Raw genomic sequence first — 24,489 nt, forward strand, 5'->3', positions numbered from 1 at the left:
ATCCATCCCTGGTGGACAAGGCGGTGGAGAAAATCCTGCGCATGTACCCGCCAGGCGCGGCCTGGGACGGCATCATGCGCTATCCGAGGACCGACGTGACCATCGCGGGCGTGCGTATTCCCGCGGAGAGCAAGGTGCTGGTCGGCCTGCCGGCGACGTCGTTCGATCCGCGCCATTTCGACGACCCGGAAATCTTCGATATCGGACGCGACGAGAATCCGCACCTGGCGTTCTCCTACGGGCCGCACACCTGCATCGGTGTGCCTCTGCCCAGGCTGGAACTCAAGGTGGTGTTCGGTTCGATCTTCCAGCTTTCCGGCGATGCGACTGATAGTGGCGCCAGAAGAACTGAAGTTGCGCAAGGAGATCATCACTGCGGGTTCGAGGAGTTCCCGGTGCTCTAGTGATGCGCGGACGCCGCCGGGAATCGCCATCTTCTCCGCAATTTGCGGCGCGTCTGGCGCGCGCCGGTCAGATGAGCCAGCCAAGAGGTAACCAAGATGAACGTGCAAGAAACTACCGCCGGATGCCAGGACGCCTTCGCCGAACTGGCGTCGCCAGCGTGCATCGACGACCCGTATCCGTTCATGCGCTGGTTGCGCGAGCGCGATCCGGTGCATCGTTCGGCGTCGGGCCTCTTTCTGTTGAGCCGCCACACCGACATCTACTCGGCGCTCAAGGCTACGGGCGATGCGTTTCGGGGACCGACGGCGGGCGAACTGGCGCGCTATTTCCCGCGTGCGGCGACCAGCCTGTCGGTCAATCTGATGGCGTCCACGCTAGCGATGAAGGACCCACCCACGCATACGCGTCTGCGCAGGCTGATCTCGCGCGATTTCACCATACGCCAGATCGACAACCTGCGGCCGAGCATAGCGCGCATCGTCGCAGCGCACCTGGACGGCATGGCGCCCGCGCTGGAGCGCGGGGAGGCGGTGGACCTGCATCGGGAATTCGCGCTGGCCTTGCCCATGCTGGTCTTCGCCGAACTGTTCGGTCTGCCCCAGGATGACATGTTCGGGCTCGCGCCGGCATCGGCGCCATTGTGGAAGGCCTGGGCCCGCACGCCAGCGATCCCCAGCTCGCCGCGGCAGACGCGGCCAGCGCCAGGGTGCTGGCCTACTTTGGCGACCTCATAGAGCGCAAGCGCACCGATCCCCGCCACGACATGGTGTCGATGCTGGTTGGCGCACACGACGACGACGCCGACACGCTGTCGGATGCGGAGTTGATCAGCATGCTGTGGGGCATGCTGCTAGGCGGCTTCGCCACCACTGCTGCGACCATCGACCATGCGGTCCTGGCGATGCTTGCCTATCCCGAACAGCGGCACTGGCTGCAAGGAGACGCCCTCGAGGTGAAGGCGTTCGTCGAAGAAGTCCTGCGCCGCGACGCGCCCGTCCTGTTCAGCCCCACTCCGCGTATCGCCCAGCGCGACATCGAACTGGGCGGCGTGGTGATCCCGAAGAACGCGGACGTGCGCTTGCTGATCGCGGCCGGCAATCGCGATCCGGACGCCTTCGCCGATCCCGACCGCTTCGATCCCGCGCGGTTCTATGGCACCAATCCTGGCATGTCGACTGACGGGAAGATCATGCTGAGCTTCGGCCACGGCATCCATTTCTGCCCCGGCGCGCAACTGGCCCGGGTGCAGTTGGCCGAGAGCCTGCCGCGGATCCAGGCGCGCTTCCCCACGCTGGCTTTGGCCGGGCAGCCGACCCGGGAGCCCTCCGCGTTCCTTAGGACGTTCCGGGCGCTGCCGGTGCGACTGCAAGCGCAGAGGGGCGGCTGAGATGCGCGTCGTGGTCGACCAAGATCTGTGTGGAACCACCGGGCAGTGCGTGCTGACGCTGCCGGGCACCTTTCGCCAGCGCGAACCGGATGGCGTGGCCGAAGTGTGCGTGGCGACGGTCCCGCAGGCGCTGCACGCCGCCGTGCGGCTCGCGGCCAGCCAGTGCCCCGTCGCCGCCATTCGGATCATCGAAAGCCACCCTGGCGATGACGAGCGCGCCAGCGCCGAGCCTGCGCCTTCTCCGGCGAAGCCCGAGCGGCATGCCGTGAAACACCAACGCAATCCAGGAGGACACGATGGGACGGTTTGAAGGTAAGGCGGCCGTGGTGACCGGCGCCGGCATCGGCAAGGCATGCGCCCCCGCCATCGCGCGCGAGGGCGGCAAAGTGCGCCGGCATCGGCAAGGCATGCGCCCCCGCCATCGCGCGCGAGGGCGGCAAAGTAACGCGAGCGCCATGCATCTGACCCCGCGCGACCGCGCCATCCTCGACCTGGACCTGGCGGTCTGGATCAGACCATGGCGACCAATCTGCGCGGCACGCTGCTCTGCTGCCGGCAGGCTATCCCACGGATGATCGCCCGCGGCGGTGGCGCGATCGTCAACATGTCGTCGTGCCAGGGGCTCAGCGGTGATACCGCGCTGAAGTCTTACGCCGCGTCGAAGGCGGCGATGAACATGCTGTCGGCCTCGCTCGCCACCCAGTACGGTCATGCGCAGATCCGCTGCAACGCGGTTGCGCTGGGTCTCATCATGACCGAGCGTCTCCTCGCAAGCTTGCGCATCGGCGATGTCCATGGCTAGGGCGAGCGCGTGGCCCGCTTCGGCCGCGATCTGCGCGGTGCAGGCGATGGCCGCCGAGCCATCAATGTCGGCCACCACCACCCGGCGCTTTCCCCCTGGTCGGGCATCTTCCCGCCATCGCCTGCGACCTGCCGCGCCTGCTGCGGAGTGCGGAACGGACGCTGGGCAGCCACTTCTGGCTGGATTTCGGCCCTGCCGGACACCTGATGACCTGTGTGGATCCGGATGCGTTCGCACTGCTCCGGCACAAGGACGTGTCCTCGGCGCTGATCGAAGAGATCGCGCCTGAATTGCTTGGCGGAACGTTGGTCGCCCAGGACGGCGGCGCGCACCGGCAGGCGCGCGATGCGATCAAGGCGGCGTTCCTGCCCAAGGGGCTGACCCAGGCCGGCATCGGCGACCTGTTCGCGCCCATCATCCGGGCGCGGGTGCAAGCGTGGCGTGACCGCGGCGACGTAACTATCCTGCGCGAAACCGGCGACCTGATGCTCAAGCTCATCTTCAGCCTCATGGGAATCCCCGCGCAGAACCTACCGGGATGGCACCGCAAGTACCGGCAACTGCTGCAGTTGATCGTCGCGCCCCCGATTGACCTGCCCGGACTGCCCTTGCGGCGCGGCCGCGCCGCCCGCGACTGGATCGACACGCAGTTGCGCCAGTTCGTCCGTGACGCGCGCGCGCATGCCGCGCGCACGGGGTTGATCAACGACATGGTGAGCGCCTTCGATCGCAGCGACGATGCGCTCTCCGATGACGGCCTGGTCGCCAATATCCGCTTGCTGCTGCTTGGCGGTCACGAGACCACCGCCTCGACGATGGCCTGGATGGTGATCGAGCTGGCGCGGCAGCCTGTGCTGTGGGACGCCTTGGTCGAAGAGGCGCAACGCGTGGGCGCGGTGCCGACCCGGCAGGCGGAGCTGGCGCAGTGTCCCGTCGCCGAGGCGCTGTTCCGCGAGACGCTGCGCCTGCATCCGGCGGTCACGCTCCTGCCGCGTCGCGCGCTGCAGGACTTGCAACTCGGCCAACAGCGCATTCCCGCGGGCACCCATCTGTGCATCCCGCTGCTGCATTTCTCGACTTCGGCGCTGCTGCACGAGGCGCCTGATCAGTTCCGCCTGGGGCGGTGGCTGCAACGCAGGGAGCCAATCCGGTCGGTGGACACGCTGCAGTTCGGTACCGGCCCACACGTCTGTATCGGCTACCACCTGGTTTGGCTGGAACTGGTGCAGTTCTCCATCGCCTTGGCGCTGACCATGCACAAGGCCGGGGTGCGGCCGCGGTTGCTGAACGGCGCCGAAAAAGGGGTCGGCGCTATTACCCGACCGCACATCCGTCCATGACAATCCGCATCGGATTCTCATGAGCTGGCATCGTATGCTCAGTGTGGCGAGGCAGCGGCGCCGGCAACACCGCGGGCTCGCCGCTCGCCGTGGCCATCTCCTGTCAAGTACCAGGACATGAACAACATGCAGACCGGTTCCACGCTACACGACGACCGAACTGGCGTTTCCGCGCTCGGCGGATTGGGCACGCAGGCGCGCGGCGCATCCGGCAGGCTGCTGCCGGAGATCTGGATGCAGGACGGCGCAAAGCGGGCCGAACAGGCGCTGGCGCGTCTTCTCTGCGCCGAAGACGACGGTGAAACCGAGCTGATGGCGGCGATGCGCTTATCTGTTCAAGCACCATGCGCATGAGCGCGCCCGTCCGCATGGAGTCGCCTGTGTGACGCGGCGATCGGGCCGGCGGCAGCGGTGCATGCTGCACCGTGTCCGAGTTCGCGGCGACGTGCGCGGCGTCTGCCGATCCTGGTTCTCGTAACCGTCTGCAGAAGGAACATCCCGCGTGAACGCGCTGTCCGAACAGATTCTTCCCGAATTGCGCCACCTGCTGAGCGAGATGAGCGACGGCGGCAGCGTCGGTCCGCCCGTGTACGACACGGCGAGAGCTCTACAGTTCAACGGCAACGTCACCGGTCGGCAGGACGCCTACGCGTGGCTCATCGCGCAGCAACGGGCCGATGGCGGATGGGCAAGCGCGGACTTCCCACTGTTCCGCCATGCGCCCACGTGGGCGGCGTTGCTGGCATTGCAGCGTGCCGATCCTCTTTTCGGCACTGCCGACGCGGTCCGGCTGCAACCGGTTCCTCGAGTGCCAGCCTGATCCCTACACGCGTACGTGCCGGAAGACGCGCCGATCGGTGCGGAGCTGATCCTGCCGCAGTTGCGCGGCGAGGCCGAATCCTTGCTGGGCGGCGTGGCGTTTCCGCGCCAACCGGCGCTGTTGCCGTTGCGGCCAGCGTGCCTGGTCAAGCTGGGGGCGGTGCGACTTTGCCGAGCGGCCATCCGTTGCTGCTCGCCTGGGAAGCCTGGGGGACATCGGCGACGACTGCATGCCCGGATGACAGCAGCATCGGCATCAGTCCGGCGGCCACCGCCGCGTGGCGTGCGCACGCCGTGACACAGGGCAGCACGCGGCAGGTCGGGCGCGCCGACGCGTATCTGCAAGCGGCATCGCGGGCGACTCGCAGCGTCATCGGAGGTGTCGTTCCCAACTTCTGGCCGATCAATGTGTTCGAGCCATGCTGGTCGCTGTACACCCTGCATCTGGCCGCGCTGTTCGCGCATCCCGCGCTCGCCGAGGCGGTGCGCGTGATCGTCGCGCAGCTCAACGCCCGCCTGGGCGTGCGCGGTCTGGGCCCGGCCTTGCACTTCGCGACCGATGCGGACGACACCGCCGTTGCGTTGTGCGTCTTGCGCCTTACAGGCCGCAATCTGGCAGTTGATTCGTTGCGCCATTTCGAAACCGGCGAGCTGTTCGTCACCTTCCCCGGCGAGCGCAATGCCTCGGTGTCGACCAACATCCATGCCCTGCATGCGTTGAGACTGTTGGGAAAGCCGCCGCCGACATCGGCGGCTACGTCGAGGCCAATCGCAACCCGCACGGTCTATGGGACAGCGAAAATGGCACGTTTCGTGGCTATATCCCACCGCGCATGCGGTCGCTGCGCTTGCGCAAGGCAAGCCCCAGTGGCGCGAGGAGCGAGCGCTGGCGGCGCTGCTGCAGGCGCAGCGCGACGACGGCGGCTGGGGCGCCGGTCGCGCGTCCACATTCGAGGAAACTGCCTATGCGCTGTTCGCGTTCCACGCGATGGACGGGAACGAAGAGCCGACAGGGCGCCGGCGCATCGCGCAGGTGGTGGCGCGTGCGCTGGAGTGGATGCTCGCCCGCCATGGGGCACATGCATTGACTTACCCGTTTGGTCATCTGGACGGGGGTGAATGAAACGAGGGCACTCTGTGACGTCGCTTCCGAGCTTCCCACGAGGATCCGTTGTCATCGCTATCAGCCGGCTTGTGGAGCAGCTGAGCGGCCCCTGGGATGCACGTAGGAAGTGGGAAAGCTATGATGAACTGATCGACGTCGGCGCGGTCGAATTCCGCCTGTTCGAGGAGTTGGCGCACATGCCAGCCCCAGCCTGATGGGCAGGCCTATGTCAATGTCCCTTACACCGCGGCCAGCAAGAGTGTGCACAGGCAGATTTGGTGCGCGCATTGATGTGCCGGTCTAGGGCGTAGCCTAGACCCTCGACGCCATACTTGATATGGTATTCGGCATAACTCGCAAAGATGATTCGTTGCGATATATCATCATTGCGATTGCTTGCGCGTTCTTCTATATAGTATCCAGTATATCGGTATCGTCTGATACAGGATAATGATATGGTATATAAGACAGAGCACATTACTCAGCAGATACGCGCAGCACGCGAGGCCCAACAAATTAGCCAGCGCGAACTGAGTGCGCGTTCGGGTCTGACGCAAAGCCATATCTCCCAAATAGAGCGAGGCACGATGGAACCGGGACTTTCCAAACTTGTGGACGTCGCGCGCGCACTCGATCTGGAAATTGTGCTTGCCCCGAAAAAACTGATGCCGGCGGTGCGCAACATCCTCGAAAGTGCATCGGCTTCCGGCGAAGTCCTCACCTCCGACCAGCGTAAACTGGTAGGACGCCTTGAGCGATGGTTTGCCCAGTACAAGGATGCGGTTGCGCCAGCGTCTGAAGCCGATGCTTTCAAGAACAGCCTGGCGCTCTTGCGCCATCTGCCACTCTCCGCAGATGAACTAGATAGGCTAAGACAAGCTACCGAGCGCCTCGAAAACATTCTCACCCACTCGCTTTCCCAACAGGAGTTGAGAGAGATTGGCCGGGAGGTCCGACTGCTGCGTAACTCGGCAGTGCATCGTGATCGCGATCACGCGATTCCTCGTTCCGCTTATGCGCTGGATGAGGACGGCGACAATGCCTAAGATCACAGTGTTGGATGTCAGGCTCTATGACGAACCGGTGGCGACCCTGACGAACCTGCAGGACGGGCGCACCATCTTCGCCTTCAACGATGCGTATATCGAAGACGAAACGCGGCCAACGCTCAGTCTTTCGTATAAAGACCCGTTCGGCGCGCTTATCACTAAATTCCGGCCTTACAACATCGTGGTGCCTCCGTTCTTCTCGAACCTGCTGCCGGAAGGACCCCTGCGCAGATACCTCGCAGATCGCGCCGGCGTAAAGCAGACACGGGAATTCTTCCTGCTGTGGATGCTGGGACGCGACCTGCCAGGTGCGGTGACCGTGCATCCGTCCGAGGGAGATGACACCCCTCCGGATGACGAGCAGGCCGGCATCGAAGCACGGCCAAACGCGCTGCGCTTTTCGCTGGCCGGCGTGCAGCTCAAATTTTCCGCCTTCAAGAACGGCGGCAGGGGCGGCGGCCTGACCATTCCGACCGAAGGCACGGGTGGCTCATGGATCGTGAAATTGCCGTCGCAGCAATATAGCGGCGTACCAGAGAACGAGTTCGCGATGATGACCATCGCCCGCATGATGGGTATCGATGTGCCCGAGACCCAGCTGGTCGATCTCGATGCTGTAGGCGGCCTGCCGCATGGAGTGGGTGAGCTGCACGGTCAGGCATTGGCGGTCAAGCGCTTCGACCGCACGCCGGACGGGGCGATTCATATCGAGGATTTCGCACAGATCTTTGCCGTGTTCCCCGACGACAAATACCGTAAAGGCAATTACCGAATGATCGCGCGTGTGCTGGGGATCGAGACGAGTTCGGCCGACGTCGCGGAGTTCATCCGGCGCCTGGTGTTCAACACCCTTATCGGCAATGGTGATATGCACCTGAAGAACTGGTCACTCATCTATCCCGATCGCCGCACGCCTGCGCTCTCACCGGCCTATGACCTGCTATCGACGATACCCTATATGGAGGGAGAAGACAGGGCGGCGCTGAACTTTTCGCGCACCAAGAACATGGCGGCATTGTCGAAGGACGAGCTGGCGCATCTTGCGGCGAAGGCGGAAGTTTCCGAAAAACTCGTGCTCGACACGGCGCGCGAGACCGTCGACCGTTTCAGGGCGGTCTGGGACGCGGAGAAGGACAATCTGCCGATGGCCGAGAAAGTCCGCGAGACGATCGATGCACATGTACCGACGATCGAGCTGTATCGTGAGTTCACGCAGTAGCCGGAAACCGCGAAGGTAGGGCGCCATCCGCAGACGACGCCCTTGCGCATTGATCCTGCTGAGCCTTACTGCCTCTTCGGCGTAAGCGGACAAGGTCCGCGTCGCCGTGAAATGCAGGTCGCGTTCGATCTTCAGACCGAACGGACCCGACACGCTGGTCAGCTCGGTGATGCTGACCGAACCCAGCTCGGGAAACCCATGCCGAGGTCGTATAGGCCGAAGGTCAAGTCCGGCTCCTCCGGATCGATCTCGGTCAGCAGCCAGGGGGCGTTGCCCCATGGCGTGAAGAGTTTGATCACCGGCTCGAAGTTGATTTCATCTTCAGAGTCCCGGACCGGTTGCTGCTGGCGACCATTCGCTAGCAGCTTTCGAGGTTATTTCTTTGTGAAAAGCTTCATGTCGGCTCCCTTATGCGTCTGCTTGAGGCGCGCCAAGGACGACGCCGGTGAGCAGGACCGCCTCGAGGACGACCGTTCCGCGTCGCGCCGTCCGATGACGCCGTTTCGGATAGCTCTGAAGGACACGGCCGGTGAGGGAAGATCCATCCAATCAGTTCAGTCGGGTTGCCCGTCCCGCAAGCAGGCAGGGTCACTGAATGCTCAAACCAGCTTGACGAATGGAGGATTAGACAACCGCCAGTGATGCGACCCATCGATCTGAACGAGTTCGCCGAAACAATCGTGCCGGCCGCGCGGCTGGAAAACCCGCTTCTTGCGTTCGCGACGAGACACGGCTTCAATCATCCACTGACGCAGCGTCTCCTTGCTGCCGGCGATCCCATGGCGTTCGATCAGCTTCTCGGCGGCCAGAATCGGTCCGAAATCCCGGTAATGCTCCCGCACCAGGTCGAGCACCGTGTTGCGGAAGTCCTCGCTGTGGCGCCGGTTGCTCGGCAGGCGGCGCTTCTTCGAGACAAGACCGTCGGCGCCGGCCTGATCATAGGCCCTGCAGCAACCGGTGCACCTGACTGCGGCTGAGGCCGAGCAGTTCGGCCGCCTGCACGAGGCTCAGGCTACGGCCGCGAATCTGCTGGATGAGTTCAAGACGATGCAATTCCTTCTGCGACATGGTGATCAAACAAGACATGGACTCCGGACGCTCGTATCGGGGATCGCTAGACACAGGCGACGTCTGTCCGCTCCAAAGCTCTGCATGCCACATACCTTTCCATCACCTCAACGCTGTCTCAGGTTGGAAAACCGAGCACTCCGTGTGCTACCGCGTCTTTGTCCCATCCGTGATCCCTCGACGAGTGACAGCGCCTCCGCAAGCCAGGCGACCTGACTCGGCGTCTTCGCACGTCGGTGTAGGCCCAGGTTCTTTTCATCAATGGTAAAGCGCTTGAGCGATGTCGGATTTCGCGCGTCCAGCAGAGACTCTCCGTCAGCTAATCGTCAGACAAACGATCTATCTAGAACCGCATAACCGGACTGGGGACGAAAGGATGGCAGTGCAAATCCTTTGGTGGCCCGCCCGATGCGCACCACACGCGCACTGGCGAAGCTGACGAGGGGCGATTGCACTCACAAAGCCTTGATGCACGAGGGCTGAGCGATATCAATCCAACAGGATAGACAACACGTCCTCGCCCGCAACGGAGACGGAATATGACGGGCATTGACCGGTCTGGGAGATCGCGGGCTGAAAAGAGAGTCGGCAGGGCGGGGGAGGCGAGCAGTTCGCGCTCGCAATCATGTCTTGCGCCTGGGGAAGGCGGCCAGTCGTTCGATGCCGTCGTGGAGCAGATGCGCTCTGTGGGGATTGATAGAAGGACGCCGGCCGTCCCAATGCAGCCTGGTGTCGTTGATGCCCAACGCGACGGGCCGTCCGACCCTTCCGTTGGCATACACCGAACCCTGGACACTGCACGGCATGCAGCCGCCGCGCCACGTGCCGCTGGTCCGCGGCGGCGCTGTGTTCCGTCAGTGTTGGAGGGTGAAGCCTTGGGGCCGGTCGCCAGCCAGCCGCCAACTTCGGGGGTGACACTCCCCATTCCCTTGTCAGGCGAAGAAATCAACGCACCAAAGCAACAAATGGACGGTCTGCTTACGGAACTGGCCATTTGCTATAACGCGGCCAGGCAAGAGCCGGGCGCGCAACGGCTGCTCGATCGGGTCGTCGATGCAGGCTCAGCGGTTCTGGACTACTACGCGAGCCTGTCCCCGGCTTTGGCGCGGACCATTTTGGACGACGAGCAGGTGCGTAACTGCCGTAACCTCGTGTGTGATGCGGTGCACGAATACAGCCGCCTTGCCGGACCGACTATCCACAAATTGCAACGAATACAACGAGCTTCGGAAGAAGTGTTCGTGCAGATTCAATCCACGGCTACCCCGGACCAGCTGAGCCGAGCGAATCTCAGTGTGGTGAAGGCGCATGCGGCCTGCGTGGACTGGTGGGAAAAGAAGGCAGGGCACTGCGAACGGGAGCGAGTCGCCTGGGCCGCCACTGCCGGCTTACCAAGTGCAACGGCCGAGATGCGGCAGAACGAACAGGCCGCACTGCGGCTGTCCATCGGCTGGATGCTGAATACGAAGCTCGTGCATCTGCAATCTCGGATCGCTCTCGCGCGAATTAAGATTGAGCCGCAGGCGAGCACGTTCGAAGCACCCGTCAGGGAAATCCTCATGGGTGAGAATGGGCGAGTGCGTCTGCTGAGCCCCTTCATCGGAGACGTTTCTCCAGCATTCCTTTCGACAGGCGACGCTGTTCTGCGCAGTGGTGGGCGCCCGCTCGACGCAGAGCACTGCGCCGTTTTGGAAGGAGTCATGGAGAGGCTTTCGGAATTTGCGTCGGCGTTGCAAGTCATCCGGACTAAACTAAACGATCACCAAACAGGTGCCGACCTCCCATTGGAACTGTTGAGCCAGATCGTGAATGGCGCGTGGATCATTGCGCATGAGGTCATGCATTTCCTAGAACTGCAGCCGAAGCCGCCAACCGTTGCACCGCCGGCCAACGCTGGCGCTGTGATACCGGCCGACACGGCCAAGGCGGCAATGACCGAAGGCACCGCAGCGCGCAAGAAAGGGAAGGGCAAGCACAAGCCGGCCGCCAGCGCTGGGAATTCGGCGGCCGGGCGGCCGGAGCCGCAAGTCGCTCCCGCCGTCAGCGACTCGGCGGCAGCAGCAAGGGTTCTCGTGCGCTCGGATCTGGGTACGAAGAGGTTCGTGAGCGCGGCGGAGGCGCATGCGAGTGCGTCGGCGGCGGGCGCGCATTTGGCAATCTGGCAAGCCCCGCCGTCCAAGGAGGCCCTGTCCCCACGACTCGAGCGGCTGAACGAACTTTTGCAGTTCGATCTGGCCGGTCAGCAAAGAATCATCTCGCAAGCGCGCCACATGAAGCCCGAGGACGCCGAACACGCCGTCGACACAGTGGTCAAGCGCCTGCAAACGCAGGCCACCGAGATGCAGGCCTGTCTTGTAGCGTTGGAGGAGCCTCGTCAGCGCGTCCTACTCACGCCTGCGCGAATGCGCGAAGCGCACGACAAAACAGCCCGGCTCAAGTTGATGTTGTCGGAGGCGCAGGGACTGGCCAAAGCTCTGGACAGCGGAAAGGACGCGATATCCATCGATTGCATGAAGACCTACCCCTTTCCCTCTCAGAACTACCTTGAACACTTGCGGGCAGCTGAGGAGTTGACGCCTGCGGATCGACCGCGCGCGTTGAAGGGGGAGCCAGGGTCGCTATTCGAGATTAGGCTGCAGCCCAAGGCGCTGCGCAACGGTGCGATGCCGAGTCCGATGTGGGTGCACATCCATACAAAGCAGCCGGTACATGCCCGGCAGTTGGCAACGCTGGATGACGCCGCCTTCGCCGCCTGTCACGTCAAGTCCAATGAACAGCGCGGCTATAATCGGCAGTGGCAGGACGCCCGCGCTGCGATCGGTCACAGGAACGTCGTAATCCACCGCGGCAAGCTCACCCCCGCGTTCTGTAAGTCCTTGTTGGGCACTTAGCGGCCATGCATGTCCATCTGCCTCGCAGCTTTAACGCAGGCTGTTCGCCAAGGCCGCTAGGCTCAGCCCCTATCGATTAACGGGCTTCCGCTTTCAAAGCTGCGCGAACTCAGGCGAGCCCTGTTTCAAGGCGACGACCTTTCTCGCCTGACTGACCGTCAGCATGCCTCGCGGCTTCATGCAGAGGGCAGCTGCGACCACCGGTGAGATCACATGGCCGGTCTCCGGATCGCGGAGCCGTGCTTCCCAGACCCAGGGGAGCTAGTTCACGATCGCGGCTGCGGTAAGCGGAGGGTTTGCGTGTGATCCTGAGAGGGAACACAGGTCTGCCAATCCGGATGTTTACCCGGCTGGAGCTTGGATATACCGCTGGTTGAGAGTTTCAGGCCTTGCTTGCTCAAGAACTGAAAGAATGTCTACGCCTGCGAAACGCAGTACAAGGGCAAAGACGATGAGAATTAAGGTGTAGACCCCTGCTGCAAAGATCGAAGTCCAGACGTTCTTGCAGAATGAACCTTTGAGGGCTTCCGTAACGATGTCGCTCTTAGCAGCGTCTTAACTGTATCGGCATAGGGGGACAGGACCTGAGCGGCGTTATTGCGCACGTGCTCAAGCTGAGACGGTGTCCAGTCGCGATGTAGGCCTTCAGTTCGGCAATGCCGGTCGACTCGATCAGCAGGTAGTCGAACCGACCTTGCTCGGCGAGCGCGCGCACTTCCCTCAGCAGGTCCTCGCGAAGCGTGCAGCAGATGCAGCCGTTGGTCATCTCGACCAATTGCTCCTGCGTGCGCGAGAGATCGGCGCCGCCATCGCGCACGAGCGCGGCGTCGATATTGACCTCGCTCATGTCGTTGACAATGAGCGCAACGCGAATGCCCTCGCGATTGGCGAGAATGTGGTTGAGGAGCGTTGTCTTGCCGGCGCCGAGAAAGCCGGACAAGACAGTGACAGGAAGTTTGTTCGTCATTTCAAGTTTCCTGATTTAACGATTAACGGCAAGGAATGCCGATCGGGGTTTGCTGACCCCCTATTAGGGATCACAGGCATTCGGCGCAGAGGCCGTGGACTTCGATGGTCGTGGTCCTGATCTTGAAGCCGCTGCTTCTCGCATGCCTGGTCAGCGCATCCTCGATCTTCGTGTCGTGGAATTCGTTGACCTTGCCGCAGGCCTCGCATATCTCGAAAGCCGTGATCCGCGGATGGATTTGTCCGTGCCGGGGTGACAGCAGACGACAAAGGCGTTCATACTTTCCAGACGATGGACGCGACCTGCGTCCAGAAGCTTGTCGAGCGCACGATAGATCTGGAGCGGCGCCTTCAAGCCGTGTTCGCGCAGACGATCGAGGATACTGTAGGCGCTGAGCGGTTGCTCGGACGATTGCAGCACCGCGAGCACGAGGCTCTGATTCTTCGTCAGCTTTAAGTCGTCGGCATGGGTCGCCTGCGGCATCTCTGTCTCCGGAACAGTTATATCCAGAATGGTCCGGAACTGCCGCTCCAGTACCGGACCATGGTGTCATCACGTCAGTGAGTCGCGCCCGAACCACCGACAGCAACGATAGAGAAGGGCTGTCCTTCGACTGCGATCGTGCGAGTCTCCTTCAGGGTCGCGGCATCAACAACCCGGATAAGCGAATGTCTGGGATCGGTGATTGCGATCTGGCCGTCGGCCACGGCCAGACGGGGGCGTGGGTCGCGCCAATGGCCATCCTTGCTATAGGGCTCGGTGACCTTGCCCTTGCGGACGATCTCGCCCTTGATCACGTCCAGCACATGAAGATCGCCGTCCTCAGTCAGGATGTAGGCATTACGCGGCGTCGCAGGATCAAGCCGGAAGTCGACTCTCCGCGTCGGAAGCTCGATCAATCGAAACGGTTGCTCGTTGTCGGGATCGATGAGAACGACCTTGTCCTCGCCGTAGTTGCCGAGGAAGAACTGCATCGCCTTGCCGCCCAGCAAGGTTCCCGTATAGCCTTTCGGGAAATCAGCGGGATAGGGAAGCATTTCCAGCTTCGGCCCGTCGACACCGCCAGGGCGCGCAATGAGGACACCCTCCTTGCAGCCAAAGGCGACGAGGCGCGCCGAGGTCGCCTCACCATGAAGGTCGGTGCATTTGGCCACATCGCCGATCTGCTCGCCCTTTTCATCGACCACACGCAGACCGACGCGCGGCGGCAAGTCATCCAGCTTCGTCTCGATCTCAGTGTTCGGTACTGATACCAGCACGTAGCGTCCTAAGGTGACTGCAACACCGTGATGGGGTTTGGTTGCATCGACAGTGCGGACCTCGGCTTTGCCCTCGAGCAGCGCCGCTTCGTCGATAATGTCGGCCTGGCCATCACGATCGTAAAACAGGATCGCTTGGTCGCCGTGCGGAACGACGTGGACCGGGCGCTTACCCTCGAACGTCACCGGGAGAAGAGCCACATCCGTGACGTCCAGGTCACGATGTTCGCCGTGATCGGAGAATGTGATGCCGGTCTTGATCACGTGGACGATGTCGTGGTCCGACTGCGCCGCAAAGACGGACTGTCCGGAGGCGCTTGCGGTCAGCGCCGCATAGCCCTTCAAGTCGTAACGGCCGAGTTCCTTGCCGGCGGAGAAATCGATGGCCCGAACGACCGGCTGCGTATGATCGGCGACGAAGATCCGCCAAGCCGCTTGCGTTTCGTGGTCTTCGGCGAGCGCGCCCTGGGCCGCAAACACGAGGGTCGCCGCCGCTGCCATCAGCAGGCGGTTTCGGGTGAGAGACAATCTCATCGGGTTCCTTCCTTGTTTTGAAACTGCTGTGATTGGCGGGCTTTGGCGCGGTTACTCGGCGGCTTCTCGTGCCGCGCGGCACTTGGAAAAGCCGTCGCTGATGATGTCCTTCGGAAGGTTGCGACCGATGAAGACGAGGCGTGTCACCCGCTCTTCGCCGACCTTCCATGGACGTTGATGATCGCCTTCCATCAGCATGTGAACGCCTTGGACCACATACCGGTCATCATCGCCGGCAAACGAGATGATCCCCTTCATCCTGAGCGTGTCCATGCCGAAGGCTCGGGTCGTGCTCTGGAGCCAATTGAAGAACCTGGCCGGGTCCATTGGCTCCCGCTCGACGAGCGAGAAGCTCGTCACGTGGCTGTCGTGCTCGTGGTCATGGTCCTCGTCGAGGAAGTCTGGCTCCACTTCGAGAATGCGATCGAGATCGAAGGCGTTGCGATCGAGCAGGCTTGCAATATCGAGGTTGCAGCGTTCAGAGCGCAGAATGCTGGCTGTCGGGTTGATGCGCCGAATCCGCTCTTCGACGGCTGCCAATTTGTCCCCATTCACAAAGTCGGTCTTGTTAAGGATGATGGTATCGGCAAATGCCAGTTGTTCCTGCGCCTCAGGCGCCCGGTCGAGCTCGTCGAGGAGGTGCTTGGCGTCCGCAACGGTGATGATCGAATCGAGGCGTGTCTTTGACCGAACGTCCTCATCGACGAAGAAGGTCTGCGCCACGGGCGCGGGGTCGGCAAGGCCGATGCTGTCAAACCGGTCTCGGCGGCGCATCAGCGCTTCGATGATGCGGATAAGGTCGCCGCGCACCGTGCAGCAAATGCAGCCGTTGTTCATTTCGAAGATTCTTCGTCCGCATCGACGATCAGATCGTTGTCGATGCCGACCTCGCCGAATTCGTTGACGATCACCGCGAACTTTTTGCCATGCGGTTCAGTGAGGATCCGGTTTAGAAGCGTGGTCTTGCCCGCCCCAAGATAGCCCGTAAGCACGGTGACTGGAGTTGGCTCGCTCTGTTTCGGCATGGTTGATCTCCTCAATTGACGGGTTCTGACACCGCCGAGCGGGCTTCGCGTCAGGTTACGTTCGAGTCATTGGTACGTTATACGTAACAATTCATTTGACGAACGTAATAACATTACATATGCAGTCGATGTCAATCCGTGAGGACGCGATGACCGACATCTGCCTGGAATTCAAAAATCTGACGCTCGGGTATCAGGGCCATGCTGCTGTTCACCACCTGAGCGGCACTGCCGAGCGCGGCGTTCTGACCGCGATCGTCGGCGCCAATGGATCAGGCAAGTCGACCCTGATGAAGGGGATCGCAGGCATCCTGAAGCCGATCAGCGGCACTTTTTCCACGGGTTATCGCCGGCTGGCCTATCTGCCGCAGCAATCGGAACTGGATCGCAGCTTTCCGGCGCGCGTAATCGACCCGGTATCGCTTGGCTTCTGGCAGGACCGGGGATTGCTGGGCCGCATCACCGGCAGGACAGGGCGAAGCTTGCCGCGTGCATTGATGCCGTCGGACTGGCAGGCTTTGAGAAGCGCCCTCTCGAAAGCCTGTCCGGGGGGCAAATGCAGCGTGCCCTATTTGCGCGGACGATGCTCCAGGATGCCGATCTGATCCTTCTCGACGAGCCCTTCAACGCCGTGGACGAGCGGACGATCCGCGATCTTCTGCGTCTGATCAGGGAGTGGGCCGCGGAAGGCCGGACAGTGCTTTGCGTCCTGCACGATCATGCGCTTGTGCGCGCGCATTTTCCGCGCACGCTGCTGATCGCTCGCAAGCTGGTGGCCTGGGGACCGACATCGGAGGTTCTAACCCCGGAGAACCTGTCGCGTGCACGGAATTTCCAGGAGGCGTGGGACGACAGGGCCGGTTGGTGCGCGGACGAGCGGCCGGGTTCCAGTCCCGCTCACGAGCAGGACGCTGGTCCCACGCAAAGGGTTGCCGCCCATGTATGACATTTTGCTCGGCCCCTTCCTGCAATACGGCTTCATGCAGCGCGCGCTGATTGGTTCCGTGGTTCTATCGGTCAGTTGCGCGCCCGTGGGCGTGTTTCACCTACCTCGCCTTCGGCGCCTTCTGGCGCGCGCTCGTCGCCGAATGCCTCGATCCGCTTTTCTTGCGTTCGGTCAGTCGGATCGGTGGGCCAGTCCACCTCCTGTTCCTGGTGTTGGTCGTGCTCAATCTCGTCGGCGGATTTCAGGCGCTGGGCACGCTGCTGTCAGTCGGTCTGATGATGCTGCCGGCCGTGGCAGCCCGCTTCTGGTCAAACGATGTCCGCGTCTTGTGCCTGATCGCCATAATCATCGCTGTGATCTCGTCGCTCGGCGGCCTCCTCCTTTCCTACCACGCCTCCATGCCGTCCGGCCCGGCGATCATCATGGTCGCCGGGGGTGCATACATCGTGTCCGCTCTTTTTGGCCGTAGAGGCGTGCTTGCGAGCGCGCTCCCGTCGCGCCGCCATAGAACCGCCTGATCAACAGAAGGAGAATTTGATGTTCAGGACACTACGCCTCGCCTCCTATGCCAGCCTTGTCACGCTTGGCGGCCTCGTTTCCAGCGCGTCGGCTGCCGAGCTCAAAGTCGTCGCGAGCTTTTCGATCATCGCCGATTTGGCGAAGAACGTCGGCGGCGATCGGGCGGAAATCTCGACGCTGGTGCCGGTCGACGGCGATGCCCACGTCTACGAGCCGCGCCCGGCCGATGCGGCCGCTCTGGAGCAGGCCGACGTCGTTCTGGTCAACGGTCTTCAGTTCGAAGGCTTCATGTCGCGCCTGATCGAGACGAGCGGTACCAAGGCCCCCGTCATCGAAGTGAGCAAGGGCATCGAACCGCTGAAGGCGGCGGAAGAAGAGCAGCATCAGCATGAAGGCGAGGAGCATGCGGGGGCCGAGCACGGGCACGAGCATGGCCATGAGGGGCATCACCATCATGGCGAGTTCGACCCGCATGCTTGGCAGTCCATCCACAATGCCGAAATCTACGTGAAGAACATCGTCGACGCCTCCTGCCAGGCCGACAAGGCTGGTTGCGCGACATACACGGCCAACGCGGAAGCCTATCTCGCCAAGCTTGGCGAACTAGAGACGGAGCTAAAGGCCGCCATCGACGCCATTCCGCAGGACAAGCGCACCATCATTACCTCGCATGATGCGTTCGGCTATTTCGAGCACGATTACGGTCTGAAGTTCATCGCACCTGAGGGCGTCTCGACGGAAGCGGAAGCATCCGCCGCCGACGTCGCCAGGCTCGTCGATCAGGTGAAGGAGGACGAGGCCTCGGCGATCTTTGTCGAGAGCATCACCAAACCGCGCCTCGTCGAGCAGATTGCCGGCGAAACCGGTCTGGCGGTTGGCGGCACGCTCTATTCCGATGCGCTTTCCGGCGAAGACGGTCCGGCGTCCACCTATATCGGCATGTTCCGCTACAACGTGAACACCATCAAGGCTGCCATTCTCGGAAGCTGACCAGCGGCTTGCCCGGCATGGGCCGGGCAAGCCGTGCGAACCACCCGTGTGAATCAGTGTGGGAGGCGATCGCGCCATGATTGGCGGGCTGTTCAAGCGGCGCAAGGCACAGCGCGAGACAACGGAGGATGGGATGCGGCCAAGCTACGACCCGGTGCCTGTGACATTGCTGACGGGCTTTCTCGGCTCCGGTAAGACAACGTTGCTCAACGCGATTCTTGCCGATCCCCGGATGGTAGGCACGGCCGTCATCATCAATGAGTTCGGCACGGTTGCGATCGACCACGACCTAGTCCGCACCGGTTCTGAAACCTATTTCCGCACCACGAGCGGCTGTATCTGCTGCACGGCGACGAGCGACGTCCGCGTCTCCTTGTACGAAGTGCACGAGGCGCGGCTCAGAGGCGAAATTCCTCCGCTTTTGCGCGTCATCGTCGAGACCACCGGACTCGCCGATCCCGCTCCGATCATCAACAGCCTCATTCCCGGTGGCGCACCTGCCTTGGGACTGCGGGACCACGTGGTGGCACGGCACTTCTTCCTTGCTGGCGTCGTCACCGCTTTCGATGTTCTCACCGGCCGGTCCACGCTCGACTGCTTCCTTGAAGGCTGGAAGCAGCTTGCCTTCGCAGACCATGTCGTCCTCACGAAAACCGATCTTGCGGATGAGCATCATGACTGGGCCGCGGAACTCACCGCGCTCAATCCGGCTGCTCGCTTCCATGACGGTCGTAAGGGATTTGATCTGACCGCCCTGTTCGGCGAAGCAAGCTATTCCACATCCGGCAAAGCCGAGGATATTCCTGGATGGCTTGCGATGGAGACGCTTGTTCAGCATCCTGACCATAGACATGACCCGAACCGGCACGGCGACGAGGTGGAAGCGTTCAGCCTGACGCATGACGTGCCGCTCGAACCGCATGCCGTGGAGACCTTTCTCCACATCGTCACGAGCAACATCGAGTCGGGCCTGCTCCGACTGAAGGGCATATTCGCGCTTGCCGATGATCCCCAATCGGCCGCTGGTGGCGCACGCCGTGCAGCATCGACTCTATCCGCGCCAGCGCCTCGAAGCGTGGCCAAGCGACGACCGACGTACGCGTGTCGTTCTGATCGGGCAGGACATGCCCGCAAAGCCTATCCGCGATCTTTTCGACGTCCTGGCGCCGCGTGTGGCAGGAAAGCGGGGGAGCCTTGCATGAACAACGCCTTCATCAACCCGCTGGCGCGGGGTGCGCCCGCAGTTGTGAGCGGGGCACGCGCCATCAAACAATGGACGCGCGAGGCGCTCACGCTGTCCGAGGATGCCGTCGTATCGGTCAATGAGCTCGCTTGTCACTTGCCTGGCTGCCCGCCGAAGGAGACGGTGGTGCTTGTGATGCAGGGGGCACGAACGCTGCAGGTGTCGATCCACAAAGCAATGCAGGATCTTACAGAGAACGACGTGGCGCTTGCGTTCTCGATCGCTCAGCGCACCTGACGCGCGCTCTGCGGCAGGACACGCGCCGCCGAAACGATCGTCGTCCGGCCGTCGACAACTTTCACAAAACCTCAAGCCGCTGCAGATCGCGCTCGCAGGGAAGGGTGACACTAATAAGTTGCATTGGTAATGACGTATCAATGTACAGGTGTGGATCGCATAATGCAATTTATGGAACTTAAGCGTTTGATTTCACTTGAAATACCGGAGTTTCACTGTGCTGAGCCATCAGATTTCATCCCGAGATCGCAGTTGCGGACCATGCTCACGGGTCGTGCGAAAACCGCTACGATCTGGCGTCTCACGCACTCCCCTCTGCCTCGCTACCTTCGTCCAGCGCGGCCAATTGGCGCGTCTGCTTTGCGTCATGCTGTTCCAGTGCATTGGTGGCCCGGCGGTTCTTCAGTGTGAATTCGATCGCGGCCGCCAAGCTTTGCCATATAAAGCGCGCGGTCGGCACGCGCATAAAGGCTAATGGCCGTATCCGCTAATTGCGCTGCTGCAATACCCGCCGAGAACGTGTATCGGAACCCTGGATGGTCCTGCAGCGGCCGCGCCTTGCGCACGGAGGCGAGCATCCGTTCTACAATCAATTGGGCCTGCCCGCAGGAGGTGCCGGGAAGCGTGAGCACGAACTCCTCGCCGCCGATGCGTCCGAAGCAATCGGTGCGCCGGACCAGGTCGTGAATCCTCCTGGCGAAATCTCTGAGCACCAGGTCGCCGGTGTGATGGCCATATTGGTCGTTGATGCTCTTGAAGGGGTCGATGTCGAGGACACAAAGGCAGCCAAGCGGTGGCTCCCCGTTCCCTTTTGGCTGCAACATGTCTTCAATTCGAGCGCTCACGAAGCGGCGATTAGCGACGCCGGTCAGTTCGTCGGTGTAGGAGGCCTTTATCGCCAGATCCCGGTCCCGCCGGACCGAGCGCGTCTTGGCCTTCAGGCACGTCACATCATTGGCAACACAAAGCATCCACCCGTCTTTATCAACCGTCTCGGTCATCCAAAGGCAACGCCCGTCGATACACTCAGTCTCAAAAGCCCGAAAGCCAATCTTCCCGCGACGAGACTGTGTGGAGATCAGCCATTCCTCGAAGTCTTTGGCGTGAATGACCGTACCGCGTTTCGCATGAAAATTTCGCCGCATCAGATCGGGTCCGTCGCGAGAACTTCGGATTTTGCGAATTTTGCCGCGACGATTTCAGCAGATGCTCATAGACCCTCGCGATTTGCTGCGGCCAAGTCGTGAAATTCACCAACGCATCATCGCCATGGGTGAGTTGATCGAAGGTCCCAACGGTAGAGCAGATCCTGCGATCGATGAATCGATTGTGAAGTGACGGCGCAGGCCGAAGCTGATTCAACATCCACTTTGGAGAGGTGGATGATGGCACGAGCCTTGAGCGATGATCTTCGATTGCGGGTATTGAAAGCGTCGGCGAAAGGCGTTCCGGCGCGTCAGGCTGCGGCGCGGTTCGGGATTGGAGTTTCGACAGCAATCCGCTGGATTGCAAGAGCCAGAGAAGGCGAGCAGACGGCACGTCCACAAGGTTGGCGAAGATCCTCGAGCTTGGATGCACACGAAGCGTTCGTTATCGAAATGATCGATGATCGCAAGGACGTGACGCTCGATGAAATGGTCGAGCGGCTTTGCGCGGAGCGGCAGATGCGCATCAGCCGTAGGGCGCTTGGTGCTTGGCTACGACGCCGCGGCTGGACGTTTAAAAAGTCCGCACATGCATTGGAGCAGGATCGGCCGGATGTCCTGAAGCGGCGACGTGCCTGGTTCGATGGTCAGCTTGATCTCGATCCCGATAGGCTGATCTTTATAGATGAGACCGGCCTGTCGACCAAAATGGCACGCCGGCGCGGACGCGCAATTCGAGGCGAGCGTTGTCGGGCTGGCATACCGCACGGCCATTGGAAAACAACGACATTCACCGGCGCACTCCGCCTCACAGGCATGACCGCACCCTTCGTCTACGATGGAGCGATGAACGGCAATGTCTTCCTGGCCTATGTCGAGCAAGTGCTTTCGCCGACCCTTCAGATCGGCGACGTCGTCGTTATGGACAACCTGCCGGCCCACAAGGCAGCCGGGGTGCGCGAAGCCATCGAGCGCGCCGGCGCCAAACTCATGTTCCTGCCGCCCTATAGTCCCGACTTTAATCCCATCGAAAACGCATTCTCGAAATTGAAAGCGATGTTGCGGGCAAGAGCGGAGCGAAAGATTGATGCGCTATGGGACGCAGTCGGCGCCTTGCTACCCCGGTTCACCCCTGGAAAATGCGCCAACTACTTCAGAGCTGCAGGATATGACCCGGATTGAACAGGATCTGCTCTAGAGCCCGAAATCACTGAGCTTGCTAGGAAATATGCCGCACCCGGTGTGCCTCAAAACACATCCGTCGATGCGGGAAGCTGTCAACGCGCCATTTTGTCTGCCGGTGCCAGCTTCGCAGCCGCAACCACAATCGCATCGAGGCAAAGTCCAGTCAGCTATGCACTATGTCGGCCACCCGGGCACCATGCGGGGCGCAGCTTCATGGGCGGATATTGCCTACTCAACAACCCTGCGGTCGCGGCGCTGAGCCTACGCGCATCAGGCTTCCGAAAGCTGGCTATCCTCGACCTCGATTTCCACCCAGGCAATGGAACAAGCGACGTGCTGAGCTCTCACCCGGAGATTGGCTTCGCCAGCCTGCACGCGCGGACCGACGTAAATTTCCCCTGGATTCCACACCTTCAGCACTAGGGAGTCACAGGTATATCGAGTTTCTGACCGACCCGACTCCGGGAGAACATATGTCGGCGCTCCGTGGCATACTGGAATCCGACTGGGCCACCGGGCCAGAGGTTCTAGTGGTCAGCATGGGTTTCGACATTGTCATCGGAGACCCGCACGGCGGCTGGTCGCTTCCGCCAGAAATCTACCGGGAGATCGGCGCGGCATTGGCTGCGACCTGCAAGCCGATCTGCATTGTGCAAGAGGGCGGCTACCGGCTGGACGTCTTGTCCGCCTGCGCCGAGCATCTTGCCGCCGGCCTGCGAACTGGCCTCAAAGAAACTGGAGCCATACATGACTGATACCTCCGACCCCCAAGCCGGCCTCGTTCCCTTTCGGAACCGCATCAACAATCTCGACAACCAACTAGTGGAGATCCTCTCCAAGAGACTCTCCATCTGCACTGAGGTGGCACGTTACAAAAGGGAGCGCGGGATCGCGATGATGCAACCAGATCGAGTTGCAGAGGTCATAGCACGTTGCTCTGAGTTTGGGGCAAAGCGAGGCCTGCGCAGGGAATTCACCGAAAGTCTCTATGGTCTCATTATCGGAGAGGCCTGCGAGCTTGAAGCCGCGATCATAGGCGAGAATAAGGTCTCTTGATGGTCCGCATCTACACGCTCGGCCCGGCGAGAAGCTGTCATCACAATGCGACTCTGAGGTATCTCGCGTTCCAAGGGATTGTGGCGCCGGAGATCGTACTGGTCGACGATCTCGTCGCTGCGGCGGCGGAGGCCGCAGATCGGGGAGATAGCTATGTCCTCCAATGCAGCGCGCATCTGAATGTCCACCTTGTAACCGAGAAGTTCCGTGATCGCCTGCAAGTGGTCGACACTTTTATACTGCCCACCCAAAGCATCGCGGTGGTCAAGCGCAAGGATGTAAGGGAACCTCGCACTCTGGGGCTCCCCAAGCCAACAATGGGATATATCGACCCTGACGCTTGGGAGGAGCTGATTTTCGAAACGACAAAGCCAGTCGTGGAGACAAAGTTGAAGGCGCATACGATGCTGGGATCGCTTACAGCAGATCAGCACTCGAACATCCCGACAAGCTTGAGATCATGAAAGAGATTGGCGAGGTTGTGACCGCCTGGCTGCTGTACGGCCCCCGGGCTCGCTATTCTGGAACGATCATGGCCAGCCCCTATCCGGAGCTACATTACGTTCTGCCCCTGAACTTCCCACGAGAACCTGAACGAGCATTGTGATGACGTCTTCTCTTCCCGACGCGCGAACGAAACTCATCGTAGCCGCTCTAACCATCGGTGCCTTCGCCATCGGTCTGGACACATTTGTCATCATCGGGGCGCTCGACGTGATCTCTCGTGACTTGACGATCTCAACGGCCGCGGCGGGCTCGATCATCTCGATCTATGCTCTCTGCTACGCGGCTTTTGCGCCGCTGAATGCCTGGATGTTCAAGAGCATGAGCCGCCGAAATGTCCAGATCCTGTCCGTTTCAATTTTCATCATCGGCAATCTGATGTGCGCTATTGCACCTAACTTCCTGATCCTTGCCGCAGGTCGCGTCATTTCGGCCTATGGCGCGGCGATGTTCACGCCGGCGGCCACCGCGCTGGCCGCTGAGCTCCTGCCGCCCGCTCGCAAAGGCATCGCGTTGTCCCTCATCTTCGGCGGAATGACCGTTTCACAGGTTGCCGGGGTTCCGGCGACCAGCTGGATACCGGCGATGATGCCGAAGCCGCCGGCCGTCCATATGCGGATGTCCTGGCTTTTGCGGTCGTAGGCGCTCCTGGTGTGGGCGGCGAGATTGCGGCCGGCGCGCTCGAGGTCGGACGCCTGCCGCTCGAGCTGCTGCACGGCGTTGCGAATCAGGCCCTCGCCGCAACAAATTCCGTCGCGTCAGCAGAAACAATGGCTTGAATCGCACATAAACCT

At 61.6% G+C, this 24,489-nt stretch carries 14 protein-coding genes and 17 pseudogenes; 22 read left to right on the forward strand and 9 right to left on the reverse strand.

Annotation, left to right across the window (positions count from 1 at the left end; all coding sequences use genetic code 11):
- The 4 genes and pseudogenes from ILFOPFJJ_RS32825 to ILFOPFJJ_RS32840 all read left to right on the forward strand — a co-directional run.
- Positions 1-404: pseudogene (locus ILFOPFJJ_RS32825) on the forward strand (cytochrome P450); the annotation flags it as partial.
- A gap of 96 nt (positions 405-500) precedes the next feature.
- Positions 501-1,792 (forward strand): annotated as a pseudogene (locus ILFOPFJJ_RS32830) (cytochrome P450).
- A gap of 1 nt (position 1,793) precedes the next feature.
- A complete protein-coding gene (locus tag ILFOPFJJ_RS32835; RefSeq protein WP_173514617.1) occupies positions 1,794-2,102 on the forward strand; it encodes a ferredoxin in 309 nt (102 codons plus the stop codon).
- Positions 2,089-2,570 (forward strand): annotated as a pseudogene (locus tag ILFOPFJJ_RS32840) (SDR family NAD(P)-dependent oxidoreductase); the annotation flags it as partial. The gene ILFOPFJJ_RS32835 and the pseudogene ILFOPFJJ_RS32840, both read left to right, overlap by 14 nt.
- Here ILFOPFJJ_RS32840 and ILFOPFJJ_RS32845 read toward each other — a convergent pair.
- Positions 2,565-2,699 (reverse strand): annotated as a pseudogene (locus ILFOPFJJ_RS32845) (short-chain dehydrogenase); the annotation flags it as partial. The pseudogenes ILFOPFJJ_RS32840 and ILFOPFJJ_RS32845 sit on opposite strands and share 6 nt — an antisense overlap.
- Between ILFOPFJJ_RS32845 and ILFOPFJJ_RS32850 the strand changes: the two are divergent.
- The 6 genes and pseudogenes from ILFOPFJJ_RS32850 to ILFOPFJJ_RS32875 form a co-directional block, all read left to right on the forward strand.
- Positions 2,666-3,957: pseudogene (locus ILFOPFJJ_RS32850) on the forward strand (cytochrome P450); the annotation flags it as partial. The pseudogenes ILFOPFJJ_RS32845 and ILFOPFJJ_RS32850 sit on opposite strands and share 34 nt — an antisense overlap.
- A gap of 103 nt (positions 3,958-4,060) precedes the next feature.
- A pseudogene (locus ILFOPFJJ_RS32855) lies at positions 4,061-4,261 on the forward strand (polyprenyl synthetase family protein); the annotation flags it as partial.
- A 175-nt stretch (positions 4,262-4,436) separates the two neighbouring features.
- Positions 4,437-5,840: pseudogene (locus ILFOPFJJ_RS36380) on the forward strand (hypothetical protein); the annotation flags it as partial.
- Positions 5,841-5,872: 32 nt separating this feature from the next.
- Positions 5,873-6,073, forward strand: a complete 201-nt coding sequence (locus ILFOPFJJ_RS32865; RefSeq protein WP_173514618.1) for a hypothetical protein — start codon at positions 5,873-5,875, stop codon at positions 6,071-6,073.
- A gap of 240 nt (positions 6,074-6,313) precedes the next feature.
- A complete protein-coding gene (locus ILFOPFJJ_RS32870) occupies positions 6,314-6,904 on the forward strand; it encodes a helix-turn-helix domain-containing protein (RefSeq protein ID WP_173514619.1) in 591 nt (196 codons plus the stop codon).
- Positions 6,897-8,126, forward strand: a complete 1,230-nt coding sequence (locus ILFOPFJJ_RS32875; RefSeq protein WP_173514620.1) for a type II toxin-antitoxin system HipA family toxin — start codon at positions 6,897-6,899, stop codon at positions 8,124-8,126. Before ILFOPFJJ_RS32870 ends, ILFOPFJJ_RS32875 begins: the two co-directional genes overlap by 8 nt.
- 63 nt (positions 8,127-8,189) lie before the next feature.
- Here the strand turns inward: ILFOPFJJ_RS32875 and ILFOPFJJ_RS32880 are convergent.
- Positions 8,190-8,491 (reverse strand): annotated as a pseudogene (locus ILFOPFJJ_RS32880) (DUF2958 domain-containing protein); the annotation flags it as partial.
- Between the two features lie 258 nt (positions 8,492-8,749).
- Positions 8,750-9,212, reverse strand: a pseudogene (locus tag ILFOPFJJ_RS32885) (helix-turn-helix domain-containing protein); the annotation flags it as partial.
- An 857-nt stretch (positions 9,213-10,069) separates the two neighbouring features.
- On the opposite strand from ILFOPFJJ_RS32885, the gene ILFOPFJJ_RS32890 reads away from it, so the two are divergent.
- On the forward strand, positions 10,070-12,085 hold the full coding sequence (locus ILFOPFJJ_RS32890) for a T3SS effector XopP-like protein (protein ID WP_210267695.1): 2,016 nt from the start codon (positions 10,070-10,072) through the stop codon (positions 12,083-12,085).
- Positions 12,086-12,713: 628 nt separating this feature from the next.
- On the opposite strand, the pseudogene ILFOPFJJ_RS32895 reads toward ILFOPFJJ_RS32890, so the two are convergent.
- From ILFOPFJJ_RS32895 to ILFOPFJJ_RS32910, 4 genes and pseudogenes are all read right to left on the reverse strand, one after another.
- Positions 12,714-13,052 (reverse strand): annotated as a pseudogene (locus ILFOPFJJ_RS32895) (GTP-binding protein); the annotation flags it as partial.
- Positions 13,053-13,122: 70 nt separating this feature from the next.
- Positions 13,123-13,535 (reverse strand): annotated as a pseudogene (locus ILFOPFJJ_RS32900) (Fur family transcriptional regulator).
- A 74-nt stretch (positions 13,536-13,609) separates the two neighbouring features.
- Positions 13,610-14,845 (reverse strand): zinc metallochaperone AztD, encoded by a 1,236-nt coding sequence (gene aztD, locus ILFOPFJJ_RS32905; protein WP_173514622.1) that lies wholly within the window; start codon positions 14,843-14,845, stop codon positions 13,610-13,612.
- A gap of 51 nt (positions 14,846-14,896) precedes the next feature.
- Positions 14,897-15,870: pseudogene (locus ILFOPFJJ_RS32910) on the reverse strand (CobW family GTP-binding protein).
- A gap of 149 nt (positions 15,871-16,019) precedes the next feature.
- On the opposite strand from ILFOPFJJ_RS32910, the pseudogene aztA reads away from it, so the two are divergent.
- From aztA to ILFOPFJJ_RS32935, 5 genes and pseudogenes are all read left to right on the forward strand, one after another.
- A pseudogene (gene aztA / locus ILFOPFJJ_RS32915) lies at positions 16,020-16,816 on the forward strand (zinc ABC transporter ATP-binding protein AztA).
- A 98-nt stretch (positions 16,817-16,914) separates the two neighbouring features.
- A pseudogene (locus ILFOPFJJ_RS32920) lies at positions 16,915-17,334 on the forward strand (metal ABC transporter permease); the annotation flags it as partial.
- A 19-nt stretch (positions 17,335-17,353) separates the two neighbouring features.
- A complete protein-coding gene (gene aztC, locus ILFOPFJJ_RS32925; RefSeq protein WP_173514623.1) occupies positions 17,354-18,325 on the forward strand; it encodes a zinc ABC transporter substrate-binding protein AztC in 972 nt (323 codons plus the stop codon).
- Positions 18,326-18,458: 133 nt separating this feature from the next.
- Positions 18,459-19,527 (forward strand): annotated as a pseudogene (locus ILFOPFJJ_RS32930) (CobW family GTP-binding protein).
- Entirely contained in the window at positions 19,524-19,805 is a 282-nt protein-coding gene (locus tag ILFOPFJJ_RS32935) for a hypothetical protein (RefSeq protein WP_173514624.1), read from the forward strand. Before ILFOPFJJ_RS32930 ends, ILFOPFJJ_RS32935 begins: the two are co-directional and overlap by 4 nt.
- Before the next feature lie 365 nt (positions 19,806-20,170).
- Here the strand turns inward: ILFOPFJJ_RS32935 and ILFOPFJJ_RS32940 are convergent.
- Positions 20,171-20,959, reverse strand: a pseudogene (locus tag ILFOPFJJ_RS32940) (GGDEF domain-containing protein); the annotation flags it as partial.
- A 231-nt stretch (positions 20,960-21,190) separates the two neighbouring features.
- Here ILFOPFJJ_RS32940 and ILFOPFJJ_RS32945 point away from each other — a divergent pair.
- The 6 genes from ILFOPFJJ_RS32945 (at position 21,191) to ILFOPFJJ_RS32970 (ending at position 24,337) form a co-directional block, all read left to right on the forward strand.
- Entirely contained in the window at positions 21,191-22,132 is a 942-nt protein-coding gene (locus tag ILFOPFJJ_RS32945) for an IS630 family transposase (protein ID WP_173514639.1), read from the forward strand.
- A gap of 60 nt (positions 22,133-22,192) precedes the next feature.
- Positions 22,193-22,558 carry an arginase family protein gene (locus ILFOPFJJ_RS36110; RefSeq protein WP_173514626.1) on the forward strand — a complete coding sequence of 122 codons (366 nt, stop codon included), beginning with the start codon at positions 22,193-22,195 and terminating at the stop codon, positions 22,556-22,558.
- Between the two features lie 50 nt (positions 22,559-22,608).
- On the forward strand, positions 22,609-22,890 hold the full coding sequence (locus ILFOPFJJ_RS36115; RefSeq protein WP_173514627.1) for an arginase family protein: 282 nt from the start codon (positions 22,609-22,611) through the stop codon (positions 22,888-22,890).
- Positions 22,883-23,191 carry a chorismate mutase gene (locus tag ILFOPFJJ_RS32960; protein WP_173514628.1) on the forward strand — a complete coding sequence of 103 codons (309 nt, stop codon included), beginning with the start codon at positions 22,883-22,885 and terminating at the stop codon, positions 23,189-23,191. The genes ILFOPFJJ_RS36115 and ILFOPFJJ_RS32960 overlap by 8 nt, the downstream gene beginning before the upstream one ends.
- Positions 23,191-23,655: a hypothetical protein gene (locus ILFOPFJJ_RS32965; protein ID WP_173514629.1), complete on the forward strand. Its 465-nt coding sequence runs from the start codon at positions 23,191-23,193 to the stop codon at positions 23,653-23,655. Before ILFOPFJJ_RS32960 ends, ILFOPFJJ_RS32965 begins: the two co-directional genes overlap by 1 nt.
- Before the next feature lie 142 nt (positions 23,656-23,797).
- Positions 23,798-24,337, forward strand: a complete 540-nt coding sequence (locus ILFOPFJJ_RS32970) for an MFS transporter (RefSeq protein WP_246299987.1) — start codon at positions 23,798-23,800, stop codon at positions 24,335-24,337.
- Here the strand turns inward: ILFOPFJJ_RS32970 and ILFOPFJJ_RS35740 are convergent.
- A pseudogene (locus tag ILFOPFJJ_RS35740) lies at positions 24,319-24,411 on the reverse strand (DUF6118 family protein); the annotation flags it as partial. The gene ILFOPFJJ_RS32970 and the pseudogene ILFOPFJJ_RS35740 overlap by 19 nt on opposite strands.
- Between the last annotated feature and the right edge of the window lie 78 nt (positions 24,412-24,489).

Source organism: Sinorhizobium psoraleae, from assembly GCF_013283645.1.
Classification (GTDB): domain Bacteria; phylum Pseudomonadota; class Alphaproteobacteria; order Rhizobiales; family Rhizobiaceae; genus Sinorhizobium; species Sinorhizobium psoraleae.